Annotated in this window: 13 protein-coding genes; 6 read left to right on the top strand and 7 right to left on the bottom strand. The window is 69.0% G+C overall.

Going from position 1 to position 21,131, the window contains the following annotated elements:
• Window positions 1-47: 47 nt before the first annotated feature.
• Window positions 48-380: an FxLYD domain-containing protein gene (locus tag CAL29_RS01100; RefSeq protein ID WP_094851170.1), complete on the top strand. Its 333-nt coding sequence runs from the start codon at window positions 48-50 to the stop codon at window positions 378-380.
• A 27-nt stretch (window positions 381-407) separates the two neighbouring features.
• Here CAL29_RS01100 and CAL29_RS01095 read toward each other — a convergent pair whose 3' ends face one another.
• From CAL29_RS01095 to CAL29_RS01065, 7 genes are all read right to left on the bottom strand, one after another.
• Window positions 408-2,861, bottom strand: a complete 2,454-nt coding sequence (locus CAL29_RS01095) for a penicillin acylase family protein (RefSeq protein ID WP_256977108.1) — start codon at window positions 2,859-2,861, stop codon at window positions 408-410.
• Window positions 2,862-2,915: 54 nt separating this feature from the next.
• A complete protein-coding gene (locus tag CAL29_RS01090) occupies window positions 2,916-3,818 on the bottom strand; it encodes an endonuclease/exonuclease/phosphatase family protein (RefSeq protein ID WP_094851168.1) in 903 nt (300 codons plus the stop codon).
• A gap of 93 nt (window positions 3,819-3,911) precedes the next feature.
• Window positions 3,912-5,594, bottom strand: a complete 1,683-nt coding sequence (locus CAL29_RS01085; RefSeq protein ID WP_256977107.1) for an efflux transporter outer membrane subunit — start codon at window positions 5,592-5,594, stop codon at window positions 3,912-3,914.
• Between the two features lie 14 nt (window positions 5,595-5,608).
• A complete protein-coding gene (locus CAL29_RS01080) occupies window positions 5,609-7,207 on the bottom strand; it encodes a DHA2 family efflux MFS transporter permease subunit (protein WP_094851166.1) in 1,599 nt (532 codons plus the stop codon).
• Complete coding sequence (locus CAL29_RS01075; protein ID WP_256977106.1) at window positions 7,204-8,547, bottom strand: HlyD family secretion protein; 1,344 nt, start codon at window positions 8,545-8,547, stop codon at window positions 7,204-7,206. Before CAL29_RS01075 ends, CAL29_RS01080 begins: the two co-directional genes overlap by 4 nt.
• Window positions 8,548-8,649: 102 nt before the next feature.
• Window positions 8,650-9,273: a flavin reductase family protein gene (locus CAL29_RS01070; protein WP_094851165.1), complete on the bottom strand. Its 624-nt coding sequence runs from the start codon at window positions 9,271-9,273 to the stop codon at window positions 8,650-8,652.
• 136 nt (window positions 9,274-9,409) lie between these two features.
• Entirely contained in the window at window positions 9,410-10,159 is a 750-nt protein-coding gene (locus CAL29_RS01065) for a GntR family transcriptional regulator (protein WP_094851164.1), read from the bottom strand.
• A 165-nt stretch (window positions 10,160-10,324) separates the two neighbouring features.
• On the opposite strand from CAL29_RS01065, the gene CAL29_RS01060 reads away from it, so the two are divergent.
• The 5 genes from CAL29_RS01060 to CAL29_RS01040 all read left to right on the top strand — a co-directional run bounded on the left by CAL29_RS01060 (window position 10,325) and on the right by CAL29_RS01040 (window position 21,081).
• Window positions 10,325-11,518 (top strand): pyridoxal-phosphate-dependent aminotransferase family protein, encoded by a 1,194-nt coding sequence (locus CAL29_RS01060; RefSeq protein WP_094851163.1) that lies wholly within the window; start codon window positions 10,325-10,327, stop codon window positions 11,516-11,518.
• Window positions 11,519-11,936: 418 nt separating this feature from the next.
• Window positions 11,937-13,022 carry a hypothetical protein gene (locus CAL29_RS01055; protein WP_094851162.1) on the top strand — a complete coding sequence of 362 codons (1,086 nt, stop codon included), beginning with the start codon at window positions 11,937-11,939 and terminating at the stop codon, window positions 13,020-13,022.
• A 130-nt stretch (window positions 13,023-13,152) separates the two neighbouring features.
• The gene (locus tag CAL29_RS01050; RefSeq protein ID WP_094851161.1) at window positions 13,153-16,584 is read left to right on the top strand and encodes a hypothetical protein; all 3,432 of its coding nucleotides are present in this window, start codon (window positions 13,153-13,155) and stop codon (window positions 16,582-16,584) included.
• 39 nt (window positions 16,585-16,623) lie between these two features.
• A complete protein-coding gene (locus CAL29_RS01045; protein ID WP_094851160.1) occupies window positions 16,624-17,556 on the top strand; it encodes a hypothetical protein in 933 nt (310 codons plus the stop codon).
• A 102-nt stretch (window positions 17,557-17,658) separates the two neighbouring features.
• Entirely contained in the window at window positions 17,659-21,081 is a 3,423-nt protein-coding gene (locus tag CAL29_RS01040; RefSeq protein WP_143277578.1) for a hypothetical protein, read from the top strand.
• Window positions 21,082-21,131: the final 50 nt, after the last annotated feature.

The following is a 21,131-nucleotide window of genomic DNA, read 5'->3' as shown; positions in this document are numbered from 1 at the left end:
TCCTTCCAGATCGCGCGCCACGCCATTCGAACAAACCGGAAGCCGCCATGAAACGCTTGTTCGCCACCCTCCTCCTCTCCTGCGCCGCCGGCCTGGCCGGCGCCCAATCGCTGCCGCAAGGCGTGACGCTGGACGCGCTGCAAGCCATGCGCGACAACGGCACCGGCCAGACCATGATCACCGGCACGCTGCACAACGACACCGGCCGGCCCCTGAACAGCGTCTCCGTGGTCTTCACGTTGTACGACGCCCAGGGTCACAAGGTCGGTGAAGCCTCCGACATTACCTACAACCTGCCCAACGGCGGCAACTGGGGCATACGCGCCACGGCCACGCAGCCGTTCACGCGCTTCACGGCCTACGAAGTGCGGGTGCAGTAAAGCGGACCGACGCTTCGTTCGCGTTAATCACTGCCGCGCCGCCGGCCGCAGATCCAGCCGATGCACGGCTTCGCCGGGCAGGAAAGGCGTGGCGCGGCCTTCCATCCAGGCCGCATTGCCGGCGAGGAAATAAGGCGACAAGGGATGCCCCGACGCGCCGCCCGGCATATGCAGGATGCCCGACTGCTCCTGCCCCGGCGACACCACGAAACGTTCCGAGGCCCCGAAGGCGGGCCGTTGCACGCGCGGCAGATGCAGGTCGCCGGGCATCGGCGTGGCGGGCGCGGACAGCCAGCCGCCCAGCGCGGGCGGCAGCAGGCGCGCGAAGGGATGGGCCAGGGCCAGGCGGTTGCGGTCGCCCCAGCGCGCCTGTGCCAAGCCGCCGCCGGCATCGTCCTGCGCGATGACCTCGTCGGCCATCGCCAGCATGAATGCCCGCCAGTCGGCATAGCGCCGCGGCACCCATGCGCGCTCGCGCGCCAGCACCCGCATCACGGCTTCCAGGCGCGAGGAAGCGCGTCCCAGCGCAAGCGGCCAACCCGGCCGACCGGCCTGCCGATCGGCGGCACTGCGCGCCGCCAGCCGCGCGTCGAGGCCGCCGAACCAGGCCTGGTACAAGGCCTCGCGAAAATCCCGCACCAGCGTATAGCCCACGGCGTCGGCATCGGCGCGGCCGTTCCAATCCGCCACCAGGCGCGCCATCTCCGCGCGCCGCGGATGGTCGGCGACGGCCTCGGCATCCAGGCTCGCCAGCAGCAGGTCGCGCCACGGCGTGATCCAGGTTGCGCGATCGTCCAGTTGTATGGCCAGCAGATCGCTTTCCCTGCTGCTCGGCCGCGCCAGCAGGTCGTCGCGGATCTGCCGGCTGCGCGTGCCGGCGTCGGCCCCGCCGTCGCCGATGCGCGCCTGCATGGCGGCGTCGCCAAGCTGTGTACTGTTGGCCGTCCACAGCCGGCCCGCCGCGGGGTCGAGGACGACGGGATAATCGGCCGGCGCCATGCGGCGCAACGCGGCCTCGCGCGCGCCGAGCGCGGATGCCGGCACCGGATAGCCTTGCGGGTCCAGCGTGGACGCCGGCAGCGGTCCCGCCAGCGTCCAGCCGATGCGGCCATGGCGGTCCGCGACCAGGATGTTCTGCGTCGGCACGCCGGCGCGCTGGGCGGCGGCGAGGGCCTGCGGCAGGTCGCGCGCCTGCTCCATGGCCATCAGGCCCAGGTCGACCGCTTCCGGCAGATAGGCCACCCAGCGTATGGCATAGGAGGCATCGCCACTGCGGAACAAGGGCCCCCAGGGCGTTTCGCGCACCGTCAGGCGCACGGGTTCGCCGCCGCGCACGGCGATGGTCTCGACGTGTTCCTCGGCCAGCCGCCATTCCCCGCCGGCGCCGCGATAGCGCCGCGGATCGGCGGGGTCGCGCTCCACCCGCACGAGGTCGACGTAATGGCCATAGCTGTTGGTGTAGCCCCAGGCCACGTCGCCGTTGCTGCCCGCCACCACCAGCGGCGTGCCCGGCAGGCTGACGCCGGAAACCCGCCGCGCCGGCTTGCCGTCCGGCCCCGATAGCACGAGCGTCAGGCGATACCAGATGTTCGGCAGGCCGAGGCCCAGGTGCATGTCGTTGGCCACCATGGCGCGGCCGCCGGCGCCGTGCGCGCCATCCACCGCGAAGCTGTTGCTGCCGACGGCGGCATTGCCGTCCAGGCCGGCCTGCATGGCGCGCGCCACCGTCGCGCCGAACGGCGCGGCGGACGCGCGGGGCGTGGTGGCCCCGAGCCCCGTCGCCACCGGCGCATCCAGCCAATCCGGCCGCGTCGCCGGCACGGTCAACGCCGGAATCGCGACGGGCGCCTGGTCCAGCGGCGCATCGATCTCGCTGGCGCCCGGCGTCAGGAAGGCGAGCAGATCCGGCGGCAGCGTGTCGCGCAGCAGGCCTCGCCCCAGCACCCGCGAAATCTCGCCGGACTGCAAGTCCAGGTACATGGCGTCGACCACCAGCAAGGTGTCCTCCGGCCGCCAGGGCTCGGGCCGGGTGCGCAGCAAGGCATATTCGAACGGCCGCGCGCGCAGCGCCCGCACGGCGTCGTTGACGCCGTCGGCATAGCGCCGCAGCAGCGCCTGCCCGTCGGCGTCCAGCGCGGCGTACGCGGCCTCGGCGCGGGCGCGGAAGCGGTGCAGGCGATTGCGCCGGTCCAGCGGCACCGCGTCCGCGCCCACCAGGGCCGACAACTCGCCCGCCGCGATCCGGCGCAACAGGTCCATCTGGAAAAAACGATCCTGGCCATGCACGTAGCCGGTGGCGTAGGCGAGGTCCGCGCGGTTGGCCGCCGTCACCGTCGTCACGCCCTGCGCGTCGCGTTCGATGCGCGCGGGCGCCGCCAGGCCGGCGGCCGCCACCGTGCCGTCCAGGCGCGGCAGGCTGGCGCGCAGGAAGCCCCAGGCCGCCAGCGCCGCGACCATCCCCGCCAGCGCGAGGGTGGCCAACGCTGCGAGGCCGCGGCGCCGCCATGGGCCGCGCCGCGGCGCGACGGGCCGCATTCAGTGCAATTCCAGCAGCATGGGCTGGTGATCCGACGCCGCGCTCTGCTGGTCGACCTCGCAGCGCGCGACGCGCTCCGCCAGGTCGGCGGTGACGAAAAAGAAATCGCAGGGGAAAGGACCGTCGGCCCATTGTTCGTGGTCATGCACGCCCGTGGTGGGCGCGCGCCCGGGACCGGCGACCGGACCGGGATGCGTCAGCAGCCAGGCGTCGAGGAAGTCCGGCGCGCCCGCCGTGGCCGGCATGGGCGCCACCATGCGCATATAGGCGCTGTCACCCGCCGCGCTGTTGAAGTCGCCGCAAACGATGGCCGCCGTGGGCCGGTCGGTGGCCGCGAACGGCGTGCCCGGCTTCTCCAGCGGCGCCGGCCTGCGCGCGTGCGCGCAGCCTTCGGCGTGGATGATCCGCAGGGCCTCCACCTGCGCCAGGCGCTGCGTCTCGGAGTAATACTCCAGGTGCGTGGTGATGACCCGCACCAGGCCCTTGCCGCTATCGATCACGGCCTCCAGCGCAATGCGCGGCATGGAAGGCACGCCGGGATCGGCCGGCCAGGGCAGGCTGTGCCGCCACACCTGGCGCACCGGCAGGCGCGTCGCGATGGCATTGCCGAAGTGGCGGCGCGGGGCGCCGTCCACCGCCGGCGGCAGGTCCACCGCCACGCCTTCGAGCACCGTGTATCCCGGCAGCAAGCCGGCCAATTCCGCGAACTGGTCCGGCCCCGTGCCACCGGGCAGGCCCGCGCCGTCCCCCGTTGCGGACCGGGTATCGAAGCCCCGGCTCACTTCCTGCACGCAGAGGACGTCGAAATCCGCCAGGCGCCTGGCCTCGCTGACGATGCACGGCAGATCGACCCGGCCGTCGCAGCCGCGGCCCCATTGGATATTCCAGCAAACCAGTTTCATGCACTGCCTCCTTTGATCCCACCTTTTTAGCAGCCGGGCAGGAAGCCGGTCCAGTGCCGTGCGGCCGGAAGCCGGCCCTTGCGGGACAGGGCGCTAGCGCTTGGCGGAACCGGCGGGATCGGCGGCGGCCGCGGAATCGCCAGAAGCGGAAGCGGATGACGCGGCGGCGGCATCGGCGGCGTCGCCCAGGCGCGCGGGGTCGACCTCATGCCTCTGCCATCCCCCGCCCAGCGCCTTGTACAGCGCGACCAGGTCCGTGGTCACCAGCACGGTCTGCTGCGCCAGTTGCACCCGGCTGTCGCTCAGTTGGCGTTCGGTGTCGAGGACGTCGATGAAACTGTTGAGCCCGCTGCGGTAGCCGTCGCGCGCCAGGTCGAAGGCGCGGGCGTTGGCGTCGGCCACGCGTTGCAAAGTGGCCTGGCGCGCCTGGTCGGTGCGATAGCGCACCAGCGCGTCGTCGACGTCGCGCAAGGCGGACAGCACCGTCTGGCGGTAGTTCAGCACGCTGGCCGCCTGGTCGGCCTTGGCGATGGCCACCTGCGCGCGCAACGCGCCGCCCTGGAAAATCGGAATGCTGACCTGCGGCCCGATCGAATAGAAATGGCTGGCCCAGCGCGTCAGGTAGCTGGCCTGCGTGGCGCGGAAACCGAACTGCCCCGTCAGCGAGATGTCCGGGAACAACTCCGCGATGGACTCGCCCACCTGCGCCGTGGCGGCATGCAGGTCGGCCTCGGCGCGGCGAATGTCCGGCCGCCGCCGCGCCAGGCTGGCCGGCAGGCCCACGGGCACCGTGGGCGGCACCGGCGGCACCGCGCCGGGCGTCGACAGCTCGGCGTCCAGCGTGCCGGGCGGCTGGCCCAGCAATACCGCCAATGCGTTCAGGGCCTGGGCCGCCTGCTGCTCGAATTGCGGCAACTGCGCGGCGATGGCGCCCAGTTGCGCGTCGGCGCGCTCGACGTCGGTCTGGCTGGCCAGGCCCGATTGCTGGCGGCTGCGGGTCAGGTCCAGGGTGTCCTGCGACACGCGCACCTCGTCGCGGGCGATGCGATCCAGCAACTGGGCGCCGCGCAGCATCGCATAGGTGCGCGCCACCTCGGCCTCCAGCGACACCAATGCGTCGTTGCGATCCTCCAGGGCCGACTCGGTCTGCGCGTTGGCGGCCTCCACGCCGCGCCGCACGCGGCCGAACAAATCCAGTTCCCAACTGGCGTCCACGCCCAGCGTGTAGAGGTTCACCGGCTTGTCGGCTTCCTCCAGGATTTTCTTGCCGGCGCTGCTGGCCTGCGCGCCGGCATCGGGCGAGATGTCGTTCAGGGGAGAGTCCGGCGCGCCCAGCCGATCGATCTTGCCCGGGATGCCGCGCGATTCCAGGATGCCCTTCAACCCCAGCTTCTGATAGGTGTAGCTGCCCGTGCCGTTGAGTTGCGGCAGCGCGCGGGCGCCGACGGCGCGCGCCTGCTGGCGCGCCGCGACGATGCGCAGCACGGCCTGGCGCAAGGTCAGGTTGCCCGCGATGGCGCGATCGATCAGCGAATCCAGCACGGAATCGTTGAAGCCGCGCCACCATTGCGGATCGGGGTCGGTGCTTTCCGTCACGGAAGCGGCCGGCGCGGCAGGCGCGCGCTGGCGGTCGGCGTAGTCGGCCGGCGCGTCGGCGTTCGGCGGCTTGAAATCCGGGCCGACGGTGCAGGCGGCGCACAGCAGCGTGACAAGCGCCAGCGCGGCCAGGCGCAGTACGCGGGGACCGGGCGCGCGGCGCAAGGAATTCCTCGTCATCGGCCGGGCCATGCTCAATGCCCTCCGGCGCCGCCCGCGGCGCGCGTGGACGAGAAGAAGAAGGTCAGCGGAATGAAGCACCAGGCGAAAATGCCGCATATTGCGAAGATGTCGATGTAGGCCAGGATGGTGGCCTGGGAAACGAAGGTCTGGTACATGTGCGCCGTCGCGGCCTGCGTCTGGTCGCCCACCGCGCCGGTATAGTCGCGCAGGGCCTGGCCCACCCGCTGCACCGAGTCCTGGTATTGCTGCGACAGCGGCGACATGTTCCCCACCATGTGCGCCATGCGGGCCTGCAGGCGCTCGCGTATGCCCGCCGTGGCCAGGGAAATGCCGATCGATCCCGCCACGTTGCGGAACATGGTGAACAGCGCCGCCGCATCGTCGTTCAGCTCCTTGGGCAGCGTCACGTAGGCCAGGGTGCTGGTGGGCACGAACAGGAAGGCCAGCGCGAAGGACTGCGCCATGCGCATCAGCACCAGGGTGTTGAAATCGATCTGCGGCACCAGGTGGTGGGAATAGAACAAGGCCGCGCCCAGGAGAAAGAAACCGACCGCGATCAGGTGGCGGGTCTCCACCTTGGGCATGATCTTGCCGACGATGGGAATCATGAAGGTGATCAGCAGCGCGCCCGGCGACAGCACCAGGCCAGCCAGCGTCGCCGTATAGCCCAGTTGCTGCTGCGAAAGCTGCGGGATCAGCACGGAGCTGCCGTACAGCACCGCCGCGAAGGCGGCGATAGTCGCGCAGCCCAGGCTGAAATTGCGGTCGCGCATCACCCTCAGGTCGACCACGGGCCGGCGCGCATACAGCAGCCACGTCACCGCGCCCACCAGCCCCACCACCGCCAGGGCGGCGAAGACGCAGATGAAGGTCGAGCCGAACCAGTCCTCGTCCTCGCCGCGATCCAGCATCACCTGCAGGCAGCCCAGCCCCAGCGCGATCAGGCCGATGCCCGGCAGGTCGATATGGCGCTTGCCCTTGGGCACGGGCTTCTGCCACGGCGGGTCCTCCACCACCTGCATCACGGCGAGCGCCGTCAGCAGGCCCACCGGCACGTTGATCAGGAAGACCCAGCGCCAGGAAAAATTGTCGGTGATCCACCCGCCCAGCGTCGGCCCCAGCACGGGCGCGACCACGATGGCGACGGCGGACACCGAGAAGGCGCGGCCGCGCTGCGAAGGCTCGAAGGTGTCGAGGATGATGGACTGCTGGCAAGGCTGCAGGCCGCCGCCGAAGAAGCCTTGCAGCATGCGGAATACGATGAGTTCGCCCAGGTTGGTGGCGATGCCGCACAGGAAGGAGCAGGCGGTGAAGGCGACGATGCAGATCATGAAGTAGCGCTTGCGTCCCAGCGTGCGCGACAGGAAACCGGAGATGGGCAGCACCACGCCGTTGGCCACCAGGTACGAGGTCAGCGTCCAGGTGGCCTCGTCATAGCTGGCCGACATGGTGCCGGCGATGTGCGGCAGCGAGACGTTGACGATGGTGGTGTCCAGCACCTCCATGAACGCCGCCATCGTCACCACGATGGCGATGGTCCAGGGGTTGGACTGCGGCCGCCACTGGGCGGCCCCGCCCCCAGCGCCGGATGCCTGGGCCGCGGCGCTCATTGCAGCGCCACCGTGGGAACCACCGACAAGCCCAGCGGCAGCGGCAGGTCGGGATCCGTGCCGCTGTCGATGACGATCTTCACCGGCACCCGCTGCACGATCTTGACGAAGTTGCCCGTGGCGTTCTCCGCCGGGAACGCGGAGAAGCGCGAGCCCGTGCCCAACTGGATGCTGTCCACGTGCCCGCGCAGCTTCAGGTGCGGATAGGCGTCGACGTCGATATCCACCTTGTCGCCCGGCCGCATGCGGTCCAACTGGGTTTCCTTGAAGTTCGCCGTCACCCAGACCGTGGGCGGCACCAGCGCGAAGACCGTCGTCCCGGCCTGCAACAGCGAACCGACGTTCACGTTGCGGCGCGTGACCCAGCCGTCGCCGGGCGCGCGCACTTCGGTATAGGACAGGTTCAATGCCGCCTGCTCGACCTGCGCCTCGGCGGCCTGCAACTGCGCCTCGCGCGCCTGCACCAAGGCCTGCGCCTGGTCGATCTGCTGCCGCACCACGTCGGCCGCCTGCACCTGCGCCTGCGCATTGGCGAGTTCCGCGAGGGCCGTGCGCTGCTGCGCGGTGGCCGTATCGACGTTCTGCTGGCTGGTGGCGCGGGGATCGACGCTGCGCTGGCGGCGGTAGGCGGCCTGCGCGTTGGTCAGGTTGGCCTCGGCGGACTTCTCCTGCGCGCGCGCCTGCGACAACTGCGCGGGATACTGCACGCGCGCCAGCGCGAGCTGGGTGCGCGCCTGGGCCAGTTGGGCGGCCGCCAGGGCGCGCTGCGCCACGGCCTGGTCGTGCGCGGCGATGTAGTCGCGCGGATCGATGCGCAGCAGCACGTCGCCTTGCTTCACCCGCGTGTTGTCGTTGACGTTGAGCTGCACCACGTAGCCGCCGACCTTGGGGGCGATGGTGACGGCGTTGCCCTCGGTATAGGCGTCGTCGGTGCTGACCTGGTTGCGGGTGAGGAACCACCATACCGCGCCGCCCACCACCAGGACGAGGGCGACGATGCCCAGGATGATCAGCGGCTTCTTGCTGCGCTTTTGGCCCTTGCCATCATTGCCCTTGCCGTCCTTGCCCTTGCCGTCATCATCCTTGCCGTCCTTGGCATCACCGTTCCTGCCGCCGCCGTCATCGCGACCCCTGCCCTCGCCGCCATCCTTCCCGGTGTCGCCGTTCTCGCGCCCCTCCGCGCCGCCGCCGGCCCGCGCGTCGTCGTCGTCCCGGGACGACGTGTCATTTCTACCGGTTCGCGCGTCGTCCCGGCGGCCTTCCCCCGGCGCGTTCCCGTCGGCGGCGCTGTGATCGTGTTCGGTCTGCTCGGCCATGCCCATGCCCTTCCGATTGCTCATCCGAGGGCCGGCGGCAAGCGTCATGCCCCGGGATGACGGCAAACTGAATGGATGGCGGATCAGGGAGCGCGCCGCCCCCCGGCCTCGAACCGTCCCCGGCGATCAAGGCCAGGCGGGCCGGTCCATATGGAATTCGTTCTCGCGCGTAATGCCGAAATAGGCGCTCGGGCCGCCGCCGCGCAGGATGGGTTCGCCGGCGGCGGTGTCGTAGACGCCGTCCTTGATCAGGTCGCGGCGGATGTGGATGCCGACCGCTTCGCCCAGCACCAGCCAGGCATCGATATCCCCGCCGTCCTTGTCCTTGAGCCGCACGATCTGCGTCAGCTTGCATTCGAAGGCGACGGGCGTCTCCTTGACGCGCGGCACGCGGACCAGGCGCGAGGGCTCCGGCGTCAAGCCCGCCAGCTTGAACTCATCCACCTCGGCCGGGGCCGGCGCGCTGCTGCGGTTCATGGCCTCGGCCAGCGGCCGCGTGGCCAGGTTCCAGACGAACTCGCCGGTGGCCTCGACGTTGGCCAGCGAATCCTTGCGGCGCAGGCTGCAGAAGCCGACGATGGGCGGCTTGTAGTTGAACAGATTGAAAAAGCTGTAGGGCGCCAGGTTCAGGGCGCCGTCGGCGGCCTGCGTGGACACCCAGCCGATGGGGCGCGGCGCGACGATGGCGTTCAGGGGATCGTGCGCCAGGCCATGGCCGGCGGAAGGTTCGTAGAAATGGATATCGGACATGGCGGCGGACCGGGGAGAAGTGAATGCCGGTGATATTACGCCACGCTCCGATTACGCCCCGCTCATTGGACTACCCTCCTGTCGCTGCGCGACCCCTCCCCGGGGGAGGATTCGCGCTTGGGGCGGCCCGGCGCGCTCATTCCGCCAGCGCCGCGGCCAGCGCCACCGAGGCGCGCGCCGCGCGGCGCCTGGCCGGCTCGGGCGGCTGCTCGGCGCGCATGGCCTTGAGCACGGCCTCGCACTTGGCCGCCAGGTGCGCCGTCAACAGGGCGCGCATGCGCGCGCCGTCGCGCCGTTCCAGCGCTTCCAGCATGGCGGCATGGTCGGCCATGGCGGCGTCCCATTTTTCCTGGTCGAAATTCGAGCGGTAGCGCAGGGACTGGCAGCGCATGTTCACCCGCCGATAGGTCTCCGTCAGCATGCCGTTGCCGGCGGCCGCGTTGATGGCCTCATGGATGCGGCGGCTCAGTTCGAAATACGGCGCCAGGTCGCGGCGCGCGTGGCAGGCCGTCATCTCGGCGTGCAGCATGCGGATTTCGTCCAACGCCGCGGCGTTGATACGCGCGCAGGCCAGTTCGCCCGACAAGGCCTCCAGGCCGCCGATCAATTCGAACAGCTCGATGATTTCCGGCTCCGTCAGCCGCAGCACCTCCGCGCCGCGGTTGGGCAGCAGCCGCACCAGGCCCTCCACGGCCAGCACCTTGAAGGCCTCGCGCAAGGGCGTGCGCGATACCTTCAACTGTTCGCAAAGGATGCGTTCGTTCAGCCGCTGTCCCGGCGCCAGGCGTCCCTGGACGATCAAGGCGCGCAGGCGGCCGACCACGGCATCGTGCAAAACCGGATGATCCAGGCCGGCATGCGGCGGCGTGTCGAGGTCGTTGGACATGAAAACGGGGCGCGGGCGAAATGGAATTCGAACTTTACCGATAAAAAGGGCCGCCGGCCCGGGCCCTCCCCTTATGACGCATACTAGGGAAAACCCGCATGCCGTGGCGCCGGCATTCCATTAGCATCCTTGCAAAATTGCATGCAAAAAAACCAAGGATCTCTTATGACTTTCCGCCCTCCCTACCGCGGCGGCAGGCACTTCCTGCAAATTCCCGGCCCCAGCAATATCCCCGACCGCATCCTGCGCGCGATGGACTATCCCACCATCGACCATCGCGGCCCCCAGTTCCAGGTGCTGGCGCGCAAGATCCTGGCGGATCTCGGCGAGCTGTTCGGCACGGCGCAGCCGGTCATGGTCTATCCCGCCTCCGGCACGGGCGCGTGGGAAGCGGCGCTGGTCAACACCATGGCGCCGGGCGACCAGGTGCTGATGTACGAGACCGGCCACTTCGCCGCGCTGTGGCAGAACCTCGCGCGCAAGCTGGGCCTCGACACGGAGACGCTGCCCGGCGACTGGCGCCATGGCGTCGATGCGGCCGCCATCGAACGGCGGCTGCGCGCGGACGACGGACATCGCATCAAGGCCGTGTGCATCGTGCACAACGAAACCTCCACGGGCGTGCTGTCCGACGTGCCGGCCGTGCGCGCGGCCATGGACCGCGCCGGCCACCCCGCCCTGCTGATGGTGGACACCGTGTCCTCGCTGGGCGCGGTCGAATACCGCCACGACGACTGGGGCGTGGACGTCACGATCTCTGGATCGCAGAAAGGCATGATGCTGCCGGCCGGGCTCTCCTTCAACGCCATCAGCGCCAAGGCCCTGGCCGCGGCCGAACGCGGCGGCATGCCGCGCAGCTATTGGAACTGGCAGGACATCATCCAGGCCAACCAGAAAGGAAGCTGGCCCTACACGCCGGCCACCAATCTGCTCTATGGCCTGTCCGAGGCCTGCGACATGCTGCGCGAGGCCGGCCTGGCGCAGGTCCATGCGCGCCACATACGGCACGGCGCCGCCGCCCGCGCGGCCGTGGCCGCGTGGGGGTTGGAGAACAACTGCGCGGATCCGGCCGAATACAGTCCGGTGCTGACGACCGTGCGCATGCCGGAAGGCCATGACGCCGACGCCTTCCGCGCCATCGTCCTGGACCGCTTCGACATGTCGCTGGGCCAGGGCCTGGGCAAGCTGAGCGGCAAGGTCTTCCGCATCGGCCACCTGGGCGACTTCAACGACCTCAGCCTGATGGGCACGCTGGCCGGCGTCGAAATGGGCCTGGCGCTGGCCGGCGTCCCGCACCGCGCGGGCGGCGTGCAGGCCGCCATGGACGTGTTGCGCGAGCACGCGGCCGCCGCGCGCTGACGCGCGGTCAAGCGCGGTCCAGCGCAGTCAGATACACACAAGCGCTTCCACGCGCACGACGATCGGTGCGGCGATTCGCGCCGGCCGATCGCCGGCGGCGACGCAACTCTCGACGTCCGCGCCGCCGGCATCTCGTACGCCCTTCACGGGTGTACGAACACATCTCCCTCTTCGCTTCCCTTCGCTTCCTCTCCGCCTCTCCACGGCCCTCCGCGTAGCGCCGCGTTACTAGTGATTACGCCAGGCTCCCGAGGCTTCTGGGACACAATTCGGACTCCCGCACACACCGCGGGCAACGCAAGCGAGCCCGCTTCGAAAACGTGCTCACGGGCGCCGGACGAGCTTTCCAGAACAGGCGTGGCCGGTCCGTCTTTCGACCGCCGGCGGCTTCGCCATCACCGACAGGGTTGACGCCACCATGGATCTCTACGCCCCCACCATTTCTCCCCTGAACACGAGCAAACAACTGCAGACGGCGAGCGACGTCACCTCGACGCCCGAAGTGGCCGATGGGGGCGCGAGCGACACCACCGTCATGTACTGGGGCTGCTGGGAACCGCCCGCCACGAATCCCCAGGCCACCCCCTTCCAGGCGGTCCGCATCCAGCAAGACCAGATTTGCAATGGCGAGGCATGGTGCTGGTACAGCGTGACGGACAAGATAGGCAACACGTCCTATTCGGACGTCGCCAAGCCGCAGATCATCAACACCGGGCAATACCTCGACAAGCCCGAGGTGACGCCGGCCAATACCGAGGACCGGTCGGCCGGCATGCGGGTCGTCACGTCGCTGAAGAACAACTTCAACACGGACCTCTCGCTGCGCGACAGCGATATCGTCACCGCCGTCTGGTGGATCTACGACACCGGCTCGACGAATGGCCGGAGATATGCGAGTCCAAGGACGCTGGCGCACCCCCTCACGTCGGGCGTCTTCACGTTCCAGTCGTTGACGCCCGCGCCCGCCGAGAGCCAGTACGCGATCGTATCGTTCGAAGTCGAACGGCTGCAGCACAGCAGCACCACCGCGCCGGACGGATATCAAAAATTCTCCTCCGACGTCGCGCGCATCGACGGCAGCAACTGGTATACGCCGACGCCCGGCAAGCTGCCCGCGCCCCGCTTCGACGTCACGAACAACGTGATCGACCTGGACCGGATCAGCGGCGACATTTCGGCCTCGATCCCGAAGACCGACCTGATCACGGCGGCCAGCCAGGTCACGCTGATCGGCCTGAGATTCGACCAAGGCGGAAACCTGGTTCCCGGATCGGACTGGTCGCAGTCCGCCACCGTCCCCTTCACGCCCTATCCGTACAACGTGCCCCGCGCCAAGGTGGCGGTGGTGCCGAATGGCGGGGACTACCTCATCTCCTACTCCGTCGACAACGTCTTCTCCCCGACAAGCGCCGCGGAGGTCCAGCAGACGACGCCGCCCTCGCCCACCGTCAAGCTGGGAAGCCTGTGGGGATGGGGCGACGCGGAGTACGGAACGCTGGGATAGCTGGCCGCGCATCGAGGCATCCACGCGTCCACGTATCGACGTATCGAAGCATCGACGCATCGACATATGGGCGGCCCGTCCCGGCCCCTTTCCCACGCGCCGACATTGCCGCACACAGGAGAAATCGAAGATGAAGCAAAAGCATCCGACGGCAAGCCCGGAAGGCAATGCGACGCGCGCCGGCGCCCCGCCGTCATCCACGGACGCGCCGCCGAATCCGGCGGACCTCGCCGACACGCCGCTCAGCGGTCCGGTGTGCGTGAGAGTGGATTGGACCTTGCACGAAGCGGACCAGCATCCCGAGATCCAGGACGCCTTCGTCGGCGACAGCGCCAGTTTCTGGGTCCGGGGCTACACGGGGCCGACCAGCAGGACGCCGGCGGAAACCACGCCGCCCATCCTGTGGGAACCGCTGACCCGTCCTTTCGGAAACGCCGTCTATCCGCTGTCGACCGCGACGGTGACTTCCTATTACGCGACGCTGGCCCAGCCGCAATCCGGCGTCGTCACCGCCGAGTCCGTCTCCGATCCCGACCCGACTGTGCCCGTCGTCGATCCCCCGGACTACGGCGTGGCCTACGTTGTCGCCCACGACGTCGCCCTGGAAGTGCCGCCGCTCGACGCGAACACCCTCCCCTACGCGGGCCTGTTCAAGGTCAGGGTCTGGAAAGCCCCCACGGCCGTCCTCTCCGCGCGCACCGGCGACGGCTCGAGCGCCGCCTTCGATCGCTATTTCCAGACGCCCCTGTCCGTGAAGATCGCGGACAGCACGGGGACCACGCAGGGCACGCACGGCATGGCCGTGCGCTTCGACATCATCGGCGACGCCACCTTCGACCAGGCCGGCAGCAATCAACGCTTCGCCACCATCGGGCCCACCAGCGCGCAGGTCTTCTCCGAATACGGCACCGCCTATGCGCCGCGAATCAAGGCCGGCTCGAAGGTCGGGACCATACAGGTGCGCGCCTCGTCGAGATTCGCCGCCCAGCAGTTTCACTTCATCCTGCACGTGGTCGACCCCCAGGGCCCCGCCGACGCCGCCTACGTCGCGACGCACGAAGGCGACTACCAGGACCAGCTCGCCGGCAGCAAATTCGCCACGCCGTTGCAGGCCAAGGTCGACAACAAACTCAAGAATCCCGCGGCGACGGGCAACATCGTCTTCACGGTCTATCCGGTCGCCGACGGCCAATCGATCGCCGCCAGCTTCGACAGCGGAGAAACCACGTCCGTCTCCATATCCGTGCCGGTCGACGAAGGCTACGCCACCGCCACGCCCTTGAATGCCCTTTCCGGCACCGTCTCCCTGTCCGGCTACGTCACCAATCTCGTCTGCGCCTATGCGGACACCTACGACACCCAGAACAACGACCCGCGCACCGACGACACGGGCCAGGTCGCCCGATTCACCGAACGCGTGTGGAGCGGCAAGATCGCCTCCGTCGTCCGCGACGACGGCAAGAACGGGCAGACGACGGCGCCCGGGCAGTTCTTCGCCAACCGCCTGACCGGCACCGTCCTGGACGGCGCCTGGAAGCAGCCCCAGCCCGTGGACCGGATACGGGTGGCGTTCGCGCTGCAAGGGCCGGGGCAATTCGACGGCAACGACGATGTCCCGGTCGAGCAATGGGCCCCCGACCATGTCGTGGTTCTCACCGACGCGCACGGCGTGGCCACCGCCCCCCGTATACAGGCGCTGCGCGGGCAAGGCGGCAGCATCGTCGTCACCCTCTCGTGCCCCGTCTCGAACAGCACGCCGGCCTACACCATCGCGTCGGTGATTCCGCCCGACGAGGGCGTCTCCGTGGGCCTGCGCTCGGGCGACCTCCAGGACCAGGTCGTCCACGTGGCGTTCGCCAACCCCATGACCGTGGCCGTCAAGAACGCAAAAGGGGAGAACGCCACCTCGGGCCAGGTCACCTTCACCTGCCGCGCCACGAACGACGCGACCGGCAGTTTCAACGGCGCGGCGTCGGCGAACGCGCCCGTCGCCGACGGTTCGGCCATCGCGCCGGCGACGTTGCAAGGCGACGACGTCGTGCAGAAAACCGCGTCCTACGGCTATTTCGAAATCGCCGCCGCGACCGACCACACGACGCAGCCCTACGTCTTCCGCCAACGGGTATGGCGCAGCAAGCACGCCATATTGAAAGCGGTCAGCGGCGCCACGAACAACAGGACGAAGCCGGGCGAGTTCTTTCCCTTGCCGCTCATCCTCCACGTCGTCGGCCCCGACAACGAAGACATCGAAGACCTGCTGGTCACCTTCACCCTGCAAGGCCCGGCCGAATTCGTCTACGAACTGCGGCCGGAGCAGACGGGCGACACCTCCACCTCGGCCACCGTCCGGACCGACGGCGTCGGCCTGGCCAACGCGCCGCGCATCAAGGCGGGCGCGGACAACGGCCCGGTCGTCGTCACGGCGAACGCCACCGTGGCGCAGGACGCGCTTCCCTTCAACCTGACGGTATTGCCGCCGTCGACCGCCGCCTTCTCCGTCTATGCCGACCCGGCCACCGACTGCCAGGACACGATGGCCGGCGGCACTTACGCCGCGCCGCTCTCCGTCTCCGTCAAGAACACCGCGGGCGCCGACGCCACGACCGGAACCGTCACGTTCAAGATCTACAACAGCGCCGCGCTCGGCGGATTCGCCAACGAAACCGACGGCACGCAATGCGTCGTGCCCGTCGACAACGGCCGCGCCACGGCGACCGACCTGAAAGCGGCGACGAATTCGGCGACCGGCAGCTTCAGCGTCGTCGCTTATCCGACCAGCACTTTCTTCGGCGATCCGCCGACCGACACCTCGGACCAGACCGCGCACTTCACCGAAAGAGTGTGGGACAAGCAGTATGTCGCGCTCGCCAAGACGGCGGGAGACGATCAGCACACGACCACGAACCAGAGTTTCCCCGGGCACCTGGCGGTGAAGGCCACCGACACCCACAACAACAACGCCTTCGTCCCCGAGTACCTGGTGACCTTCGTCATCGCGTCGCCGGAACTCGCCGCGTTCGACCTGTCCGACCCCGACGTCATGATCGTCTCGGGCGACAACCATACGGTGATCGTGCGCGGCAACGAGAACGGGGATGCCATCGCGCCCCGCATCGTCGCCAACGCGAGCACCGGCGTGGTCCAGGTCCAGGCCTGCGGCAAGGCCGACCCGGGAACCGATTTCAAGCTGACGATAGACAGCGGCGCGCTGCCCCGGATCTACACCCTGGAGCCCACGCCCGCCGCCGACGTTGTCGCGGATCCCGACGATATGGACTTCACGCAGTTCCTGCTGAAAAAGAACGGCGCGGCGGCCCCGGCCGGGGTGGACGTCACCCTGACCATCACGCCCGCCGGCCTGGCCAGCTTCAAGATGAACGATCCCGGCGTCCTGAGCGTATTGGCGAAGACGGACGACAGAGGCCAGGTCGCCCATGCCATCTGGACCGGCGACAACGCCGGGACCGCCACCGTGACGGCGACCCAGCCACAGTCCGCCGATGGCGTGCAACGCATCATCATCGGCGCCGGCAGCGCATCCGCGCGCGGCGCCAAGGCCTGACCACCGTCCAAACCGAACGACAAAAAGCGGAGCACAACCATGACACCCGTATCGTCCCAAGGCGCCAGCCAGCCGTCGCCCCTGAACCTCGACGTGACATGCATGGGCGCCCCCTCGGCGAGCCTGGCCTGGTCGCCGGGCTCGACCCGTCCCGACGCCCCCCAGGCGGCCGGCTACGTCCGCATGGAAGTATGCATGGAGCAGTTCACAGGCCAGCATCCCGCCATCAAGGACGTGTTGCCGGGACAGCAGATCGATACGCTGGTGGCCCAGGCCCGCTATTACTTGCAGGGGCCGTCGGATCCGGTCGTTTCCCAATCCATCAAGTTCGCCTATGCCGCCCAGCCTTACGGCGCCGGCACCATCCCCGACGCCACGGCGACGGTGACGCCCGATGAAGTGAACGCCGCCGCGGGCGCGCAACACGGGGAAAGCGGCCAGACCCTCGTCAGCGGCAAAGGCTTCGTCGCGGCGGAAGTCACCGGCGCCAGCCCGATATCCCCGGACTACGGCCTGGCCTACATCGCCTGCTACGAAACGAACACGGCTTCCCCGCCGCCTTTCTCGCCGCAATGCGCGCCCTGGGCGGCGCTGTTCACGATCCGGGTGTGGCATGACGCGACGGCGAGGCTGGCCTATATCTTCGGGGACAAGCTGACGACCGCCCCCAACAGGAACTTTTCCGCCACGCTGTCCCTGGCGACCACGGACAGCGTCGGCTCCACGCACGCGGTCGAGGGGATGCAGGTCGTCTTCGACATCACCAGCGGCGGCGCGACATTCGATCCCTCCGGCGTCACCACCCGCTACTGCGAGATCACCAACGCCGGCCTGCGGGCCATCGTCATCTCGCAGCAAGGCGTCGCCATCGCGCCCCCGATCAAGGCCGGCCCGACGGTGGGCGCCATCGCGGTCAGGGCTTCATCGCCCTTTTCCCAGGACACCGTGCCCTACGCGCTCAGCATCGTCTGACGCGCCCGGCCGGCCGAGTTGCCGGCGAGCCGGCGCGCGGCATCCGACGCGAAGGCCGGCGAGTCCCCGATCCAATGCGCTGCCCCGTGCAAGAGAACGTCCATGAAAAAAGCCCCGACCTCAGCCAGCCATCCCGCCACCGCCACGGCCACGACGGGGAAGACATCGCGGGAAGCGCCGCCGTCCCCGAATCGAAACGGCGCGTCGGCGCGGCAGCCAGCCGCCCGCCCCGACGATTCTTCCGGCGGTCCGGTGTCCGTGAGAGTGGACTGGACCTTGCACGAAGCGGACCAGCACCCCCAGGTCCAGGACGTGCTCGTCGGCAACGACGCCACGCTCTGGGTCCGGGGCTATACGGGGCCGACGGGCGGCACGCTGGCGGAAACGACGCCGACCATCCTGTGGGAAGCATTCACCCGCCCTTTCGGCAACGCCGTCTATCCGCTGTCGACCGCGACGGTGAGCTCCTATTACGTGGCGCTGGCCCAGCCGCAATCCGGCGTCGTCACCGCCGAGTCCGTCTCCGATCCCGACTCGAGCGTGCCCGTCGTCGATCCCCCGGACTACGGCGTCGCCTACGTCGTCGCCCACGACATCGCCCTGCAAGCGCCGCCGCTCGATGCGAACACGCTGCCCTACGCGGGCCTGTTCAAGGTCAGGGTCTGGAAAGCCCCCACGGCCGTCCTCTCCACGCGCTCCGGCGACGGCACGAGCGCCGCCTTCAATCGCTATTTCGAAGCGCCGATCTCCGTGAAGATCGCGGACAGCACCGGCTCCACGCAAGGCACGCACGGCATGGCCGTGCGCTTCGACATCATCGGCGACGCCACCTTCGACCAGGCCGGCAGCAACCAGCGCTTCGCCACCATCAGCGCCACCAGCGCGCAGGTCTTCTGCGAATACGGCGCCGCCTACGCCCCCAGGATCAAGGCCGGCGGCACGCTCGGCACCATACAGGTCAGCGTCTCGTCGAAATTCGCCACCCAGCAGATACACTTCATCCTGCACGTGGTCGACCCCCAGGGCCCCGCCGATGCCGCCTACGTCACGGCGCAGCAAGGCGACGACCAGGACCAGCTCGCCGGCAGCAAGTTCACCACGCTGTTGCAGGCCAAGGTCGATAACAAATCCAAGAACCCCGCGGCGGCGGGAAACGTCGTCTTCACGGTCTATCCGGCCACCGACGGCCAGCCGCTCGCCCTCGCCTTCGACAAAGGCGATACGACGTCCACGTCCATATCCGTGGCGGTCGACGAAGGCTACGCCACCGCCACGCCCCTGAACGCCATTGCCGGCGCCTTCCCGGCCGCCGGCTACGTCACCAATCTCGTCTGCGCCTACGCGGACACCTACGACACCCAGAACAACGACCCGCGCACCGACGACTCGGGGCAGGTCGGCCGCTTCACGGAACGGGTATGGAACGGCGCCGTCGCCAGCCTCGCCCGGGACGACGGCAAGAACGGGCAGACGACCGCGCCCGGCCAGTTCTTCCCGACGCCGCTGACCGCCACCGTTCACGACGCCGCCTCGACGCCCCAGCCCGTGGCGCGCATGCGGGTCACGTTCGCCCTGCAAGGGCCGGGGCAGTTCGAGGCCACCGGCAGTACGCCGGTCGAACAATGGAGCCCGACCAGCGTCATCGTCGCCACGGACGAACATGGCGTGGCCACCGCGCCCCGCATACAGGCGGTGCGCGGACAAAGCGGCGCCATCACGGCCACCCTCTCCTGCCTGGCGTCCGCCGACCAGCCGACCTACACGATGACCTCGGTCGTGCCGTCCGACGAGGGCGTCTCCATCGGCCTGGGCTCGGGCGACCTGCAAGACCAGGTGGTTCACGTGCCTTTCGCCAGTCCCATGACGGTGACCGTCAGGAACGCGCAAGGCGACAACGCCACCTCGGGCCAGATCACCTTCACCTGCCAGGCCACGAGCGATGCGGCCGGCAGCTTCAACGGCGCCACCTCGGCGGACGCGCCCGTCAACAACGGCGCGGCCGTCGCGCCGACCACCTTGCAAGGCGACAACGTCCTGCAGAAGACCGAGTCCTACGGCTACTTCGAGGTCGTCGCCGACACGCCGCATTCGACGCATACCTACACCTTCCGCCAGCGGGTATGGCGCAGCAAGCACGCCTTGTTGACAGCGGTGAGCGGCGATACGAACAACAAGGCAAAACCCGGCGAACTCTTCCCCATTCCGGTCGTGGCGCACGTCGCCGGCCCCGACAACGAGGACATCGAAAACCTGCTGGTCACCTTCAGCCTGCAAGGCCCGGCGCAATTCGTCTACGCATCGGCTCCGGAACAGGCGGGAGACGCCGCCACCTCGGCCACCGTCCGGACCGACAAATCCGGCCTGGCCAACGCGCCGGGCATCAAGGCGGGCGACGTATCGGGAAGCGTCACCGTCACCGCCGATGCCACCGTGGCGCAGGCCGCGCTTCCCTTCGGCCTGACGGTCTTGCCCACGTCGACCGCCTCCACCACCGTCTATGCCGACCCGGCCGCGGATTTCCAGGACACGATGATAGGGGGTGCCTATGCCGTGCCGCTCTCCGTCTCGGTGAAGAACAGCAGCGGCGCCGACGCCACGACAGGGACCGTCACGTTCAAGATCTATAACGGCACCGCGTCCGGCAGGTTCGCCGACGAAACCGACGACACGCAATGCGTGGTCCCCGTCGCCAACGGCCACGCCACGGCGACCACCCTGAGGGCGACGACGAATTCGGCGACCGGCAGCTTCAGCGTCGTCGCCTATCCCACCGATACGTTTCACGGCGATCCGCAGACCGATACGTCGGACCAGACCGCCCACTTCACCGAGCGGGTGTGGGACGAGGTGCACATCAATCTCAACAAGACGGAGGGGGATAACCAACACACGGACAAGGGCCAGTACTTCCCCGAGCGCCTGCGGGTGCAGGCCGTCGATTCCAGCAAGGACAACGCGCCGGTGCCTCAATACCTGGTGACGTTCACCGTCTCGACGACGGATCTCGCCACCTTCGACCTGTCCGACCCGACCGCCCCCATCGTCTCGGGCGACAGCCATTCGGTCACCGTGCGCGGCGGCGAAGACGGGCATGCCGTCGCGCCTCGTCTCCTCGCCGCCGCCACGACCGGCGCGGTCGCGGTCCAGGCGCACGGGACGGTCGACGCAGGCGCGAACTTCAACTTGACGATAGACAACGAGTTGCCCGCGATCTACACCTTGAAGCCGGATGCGAACTACAAGAAAGTCCTGCCCAACTCGACCGCCAAGGCCATCTTCACGCTGCTCGACGGCAACCGCAAACCCGTTCCCGGGCAATTCGTCCAGTTCTCGCTCGACCAACCCGGCATCGTGAGCTTCAGCCCGAACGATCCGCATGCCCTCACGGCGGACCCGGTCCAGACCGACGCGGCCGGCGAGGCGTCCGTCGACCTGTACGCCGGCAACACGCTGGGAACGGCGAACCTGAAGGCAAGCAACGTGCAATCGACGGATGGCTACATGAGCATCGTGGTCGCCAACTGAGCGCCAACCGGGCGCCCACTGAACACAACCGAGCCTGAGCCGATCCGGCG

Origin of the sequence: Bordetella genomosp. 10, from assembly GCF_002261225.1 — a bacterium.
Lineage (GTDB): Bacteria > Pseudomonadota > Gammaproteobacteria > Burkholderiales > Burkholderiaceae_B > Bordetella_C.
Note: the sequence above shows the minus strand (reverse complement) of the source record. Positions and strands in the feature narration are given on the sequence as shown.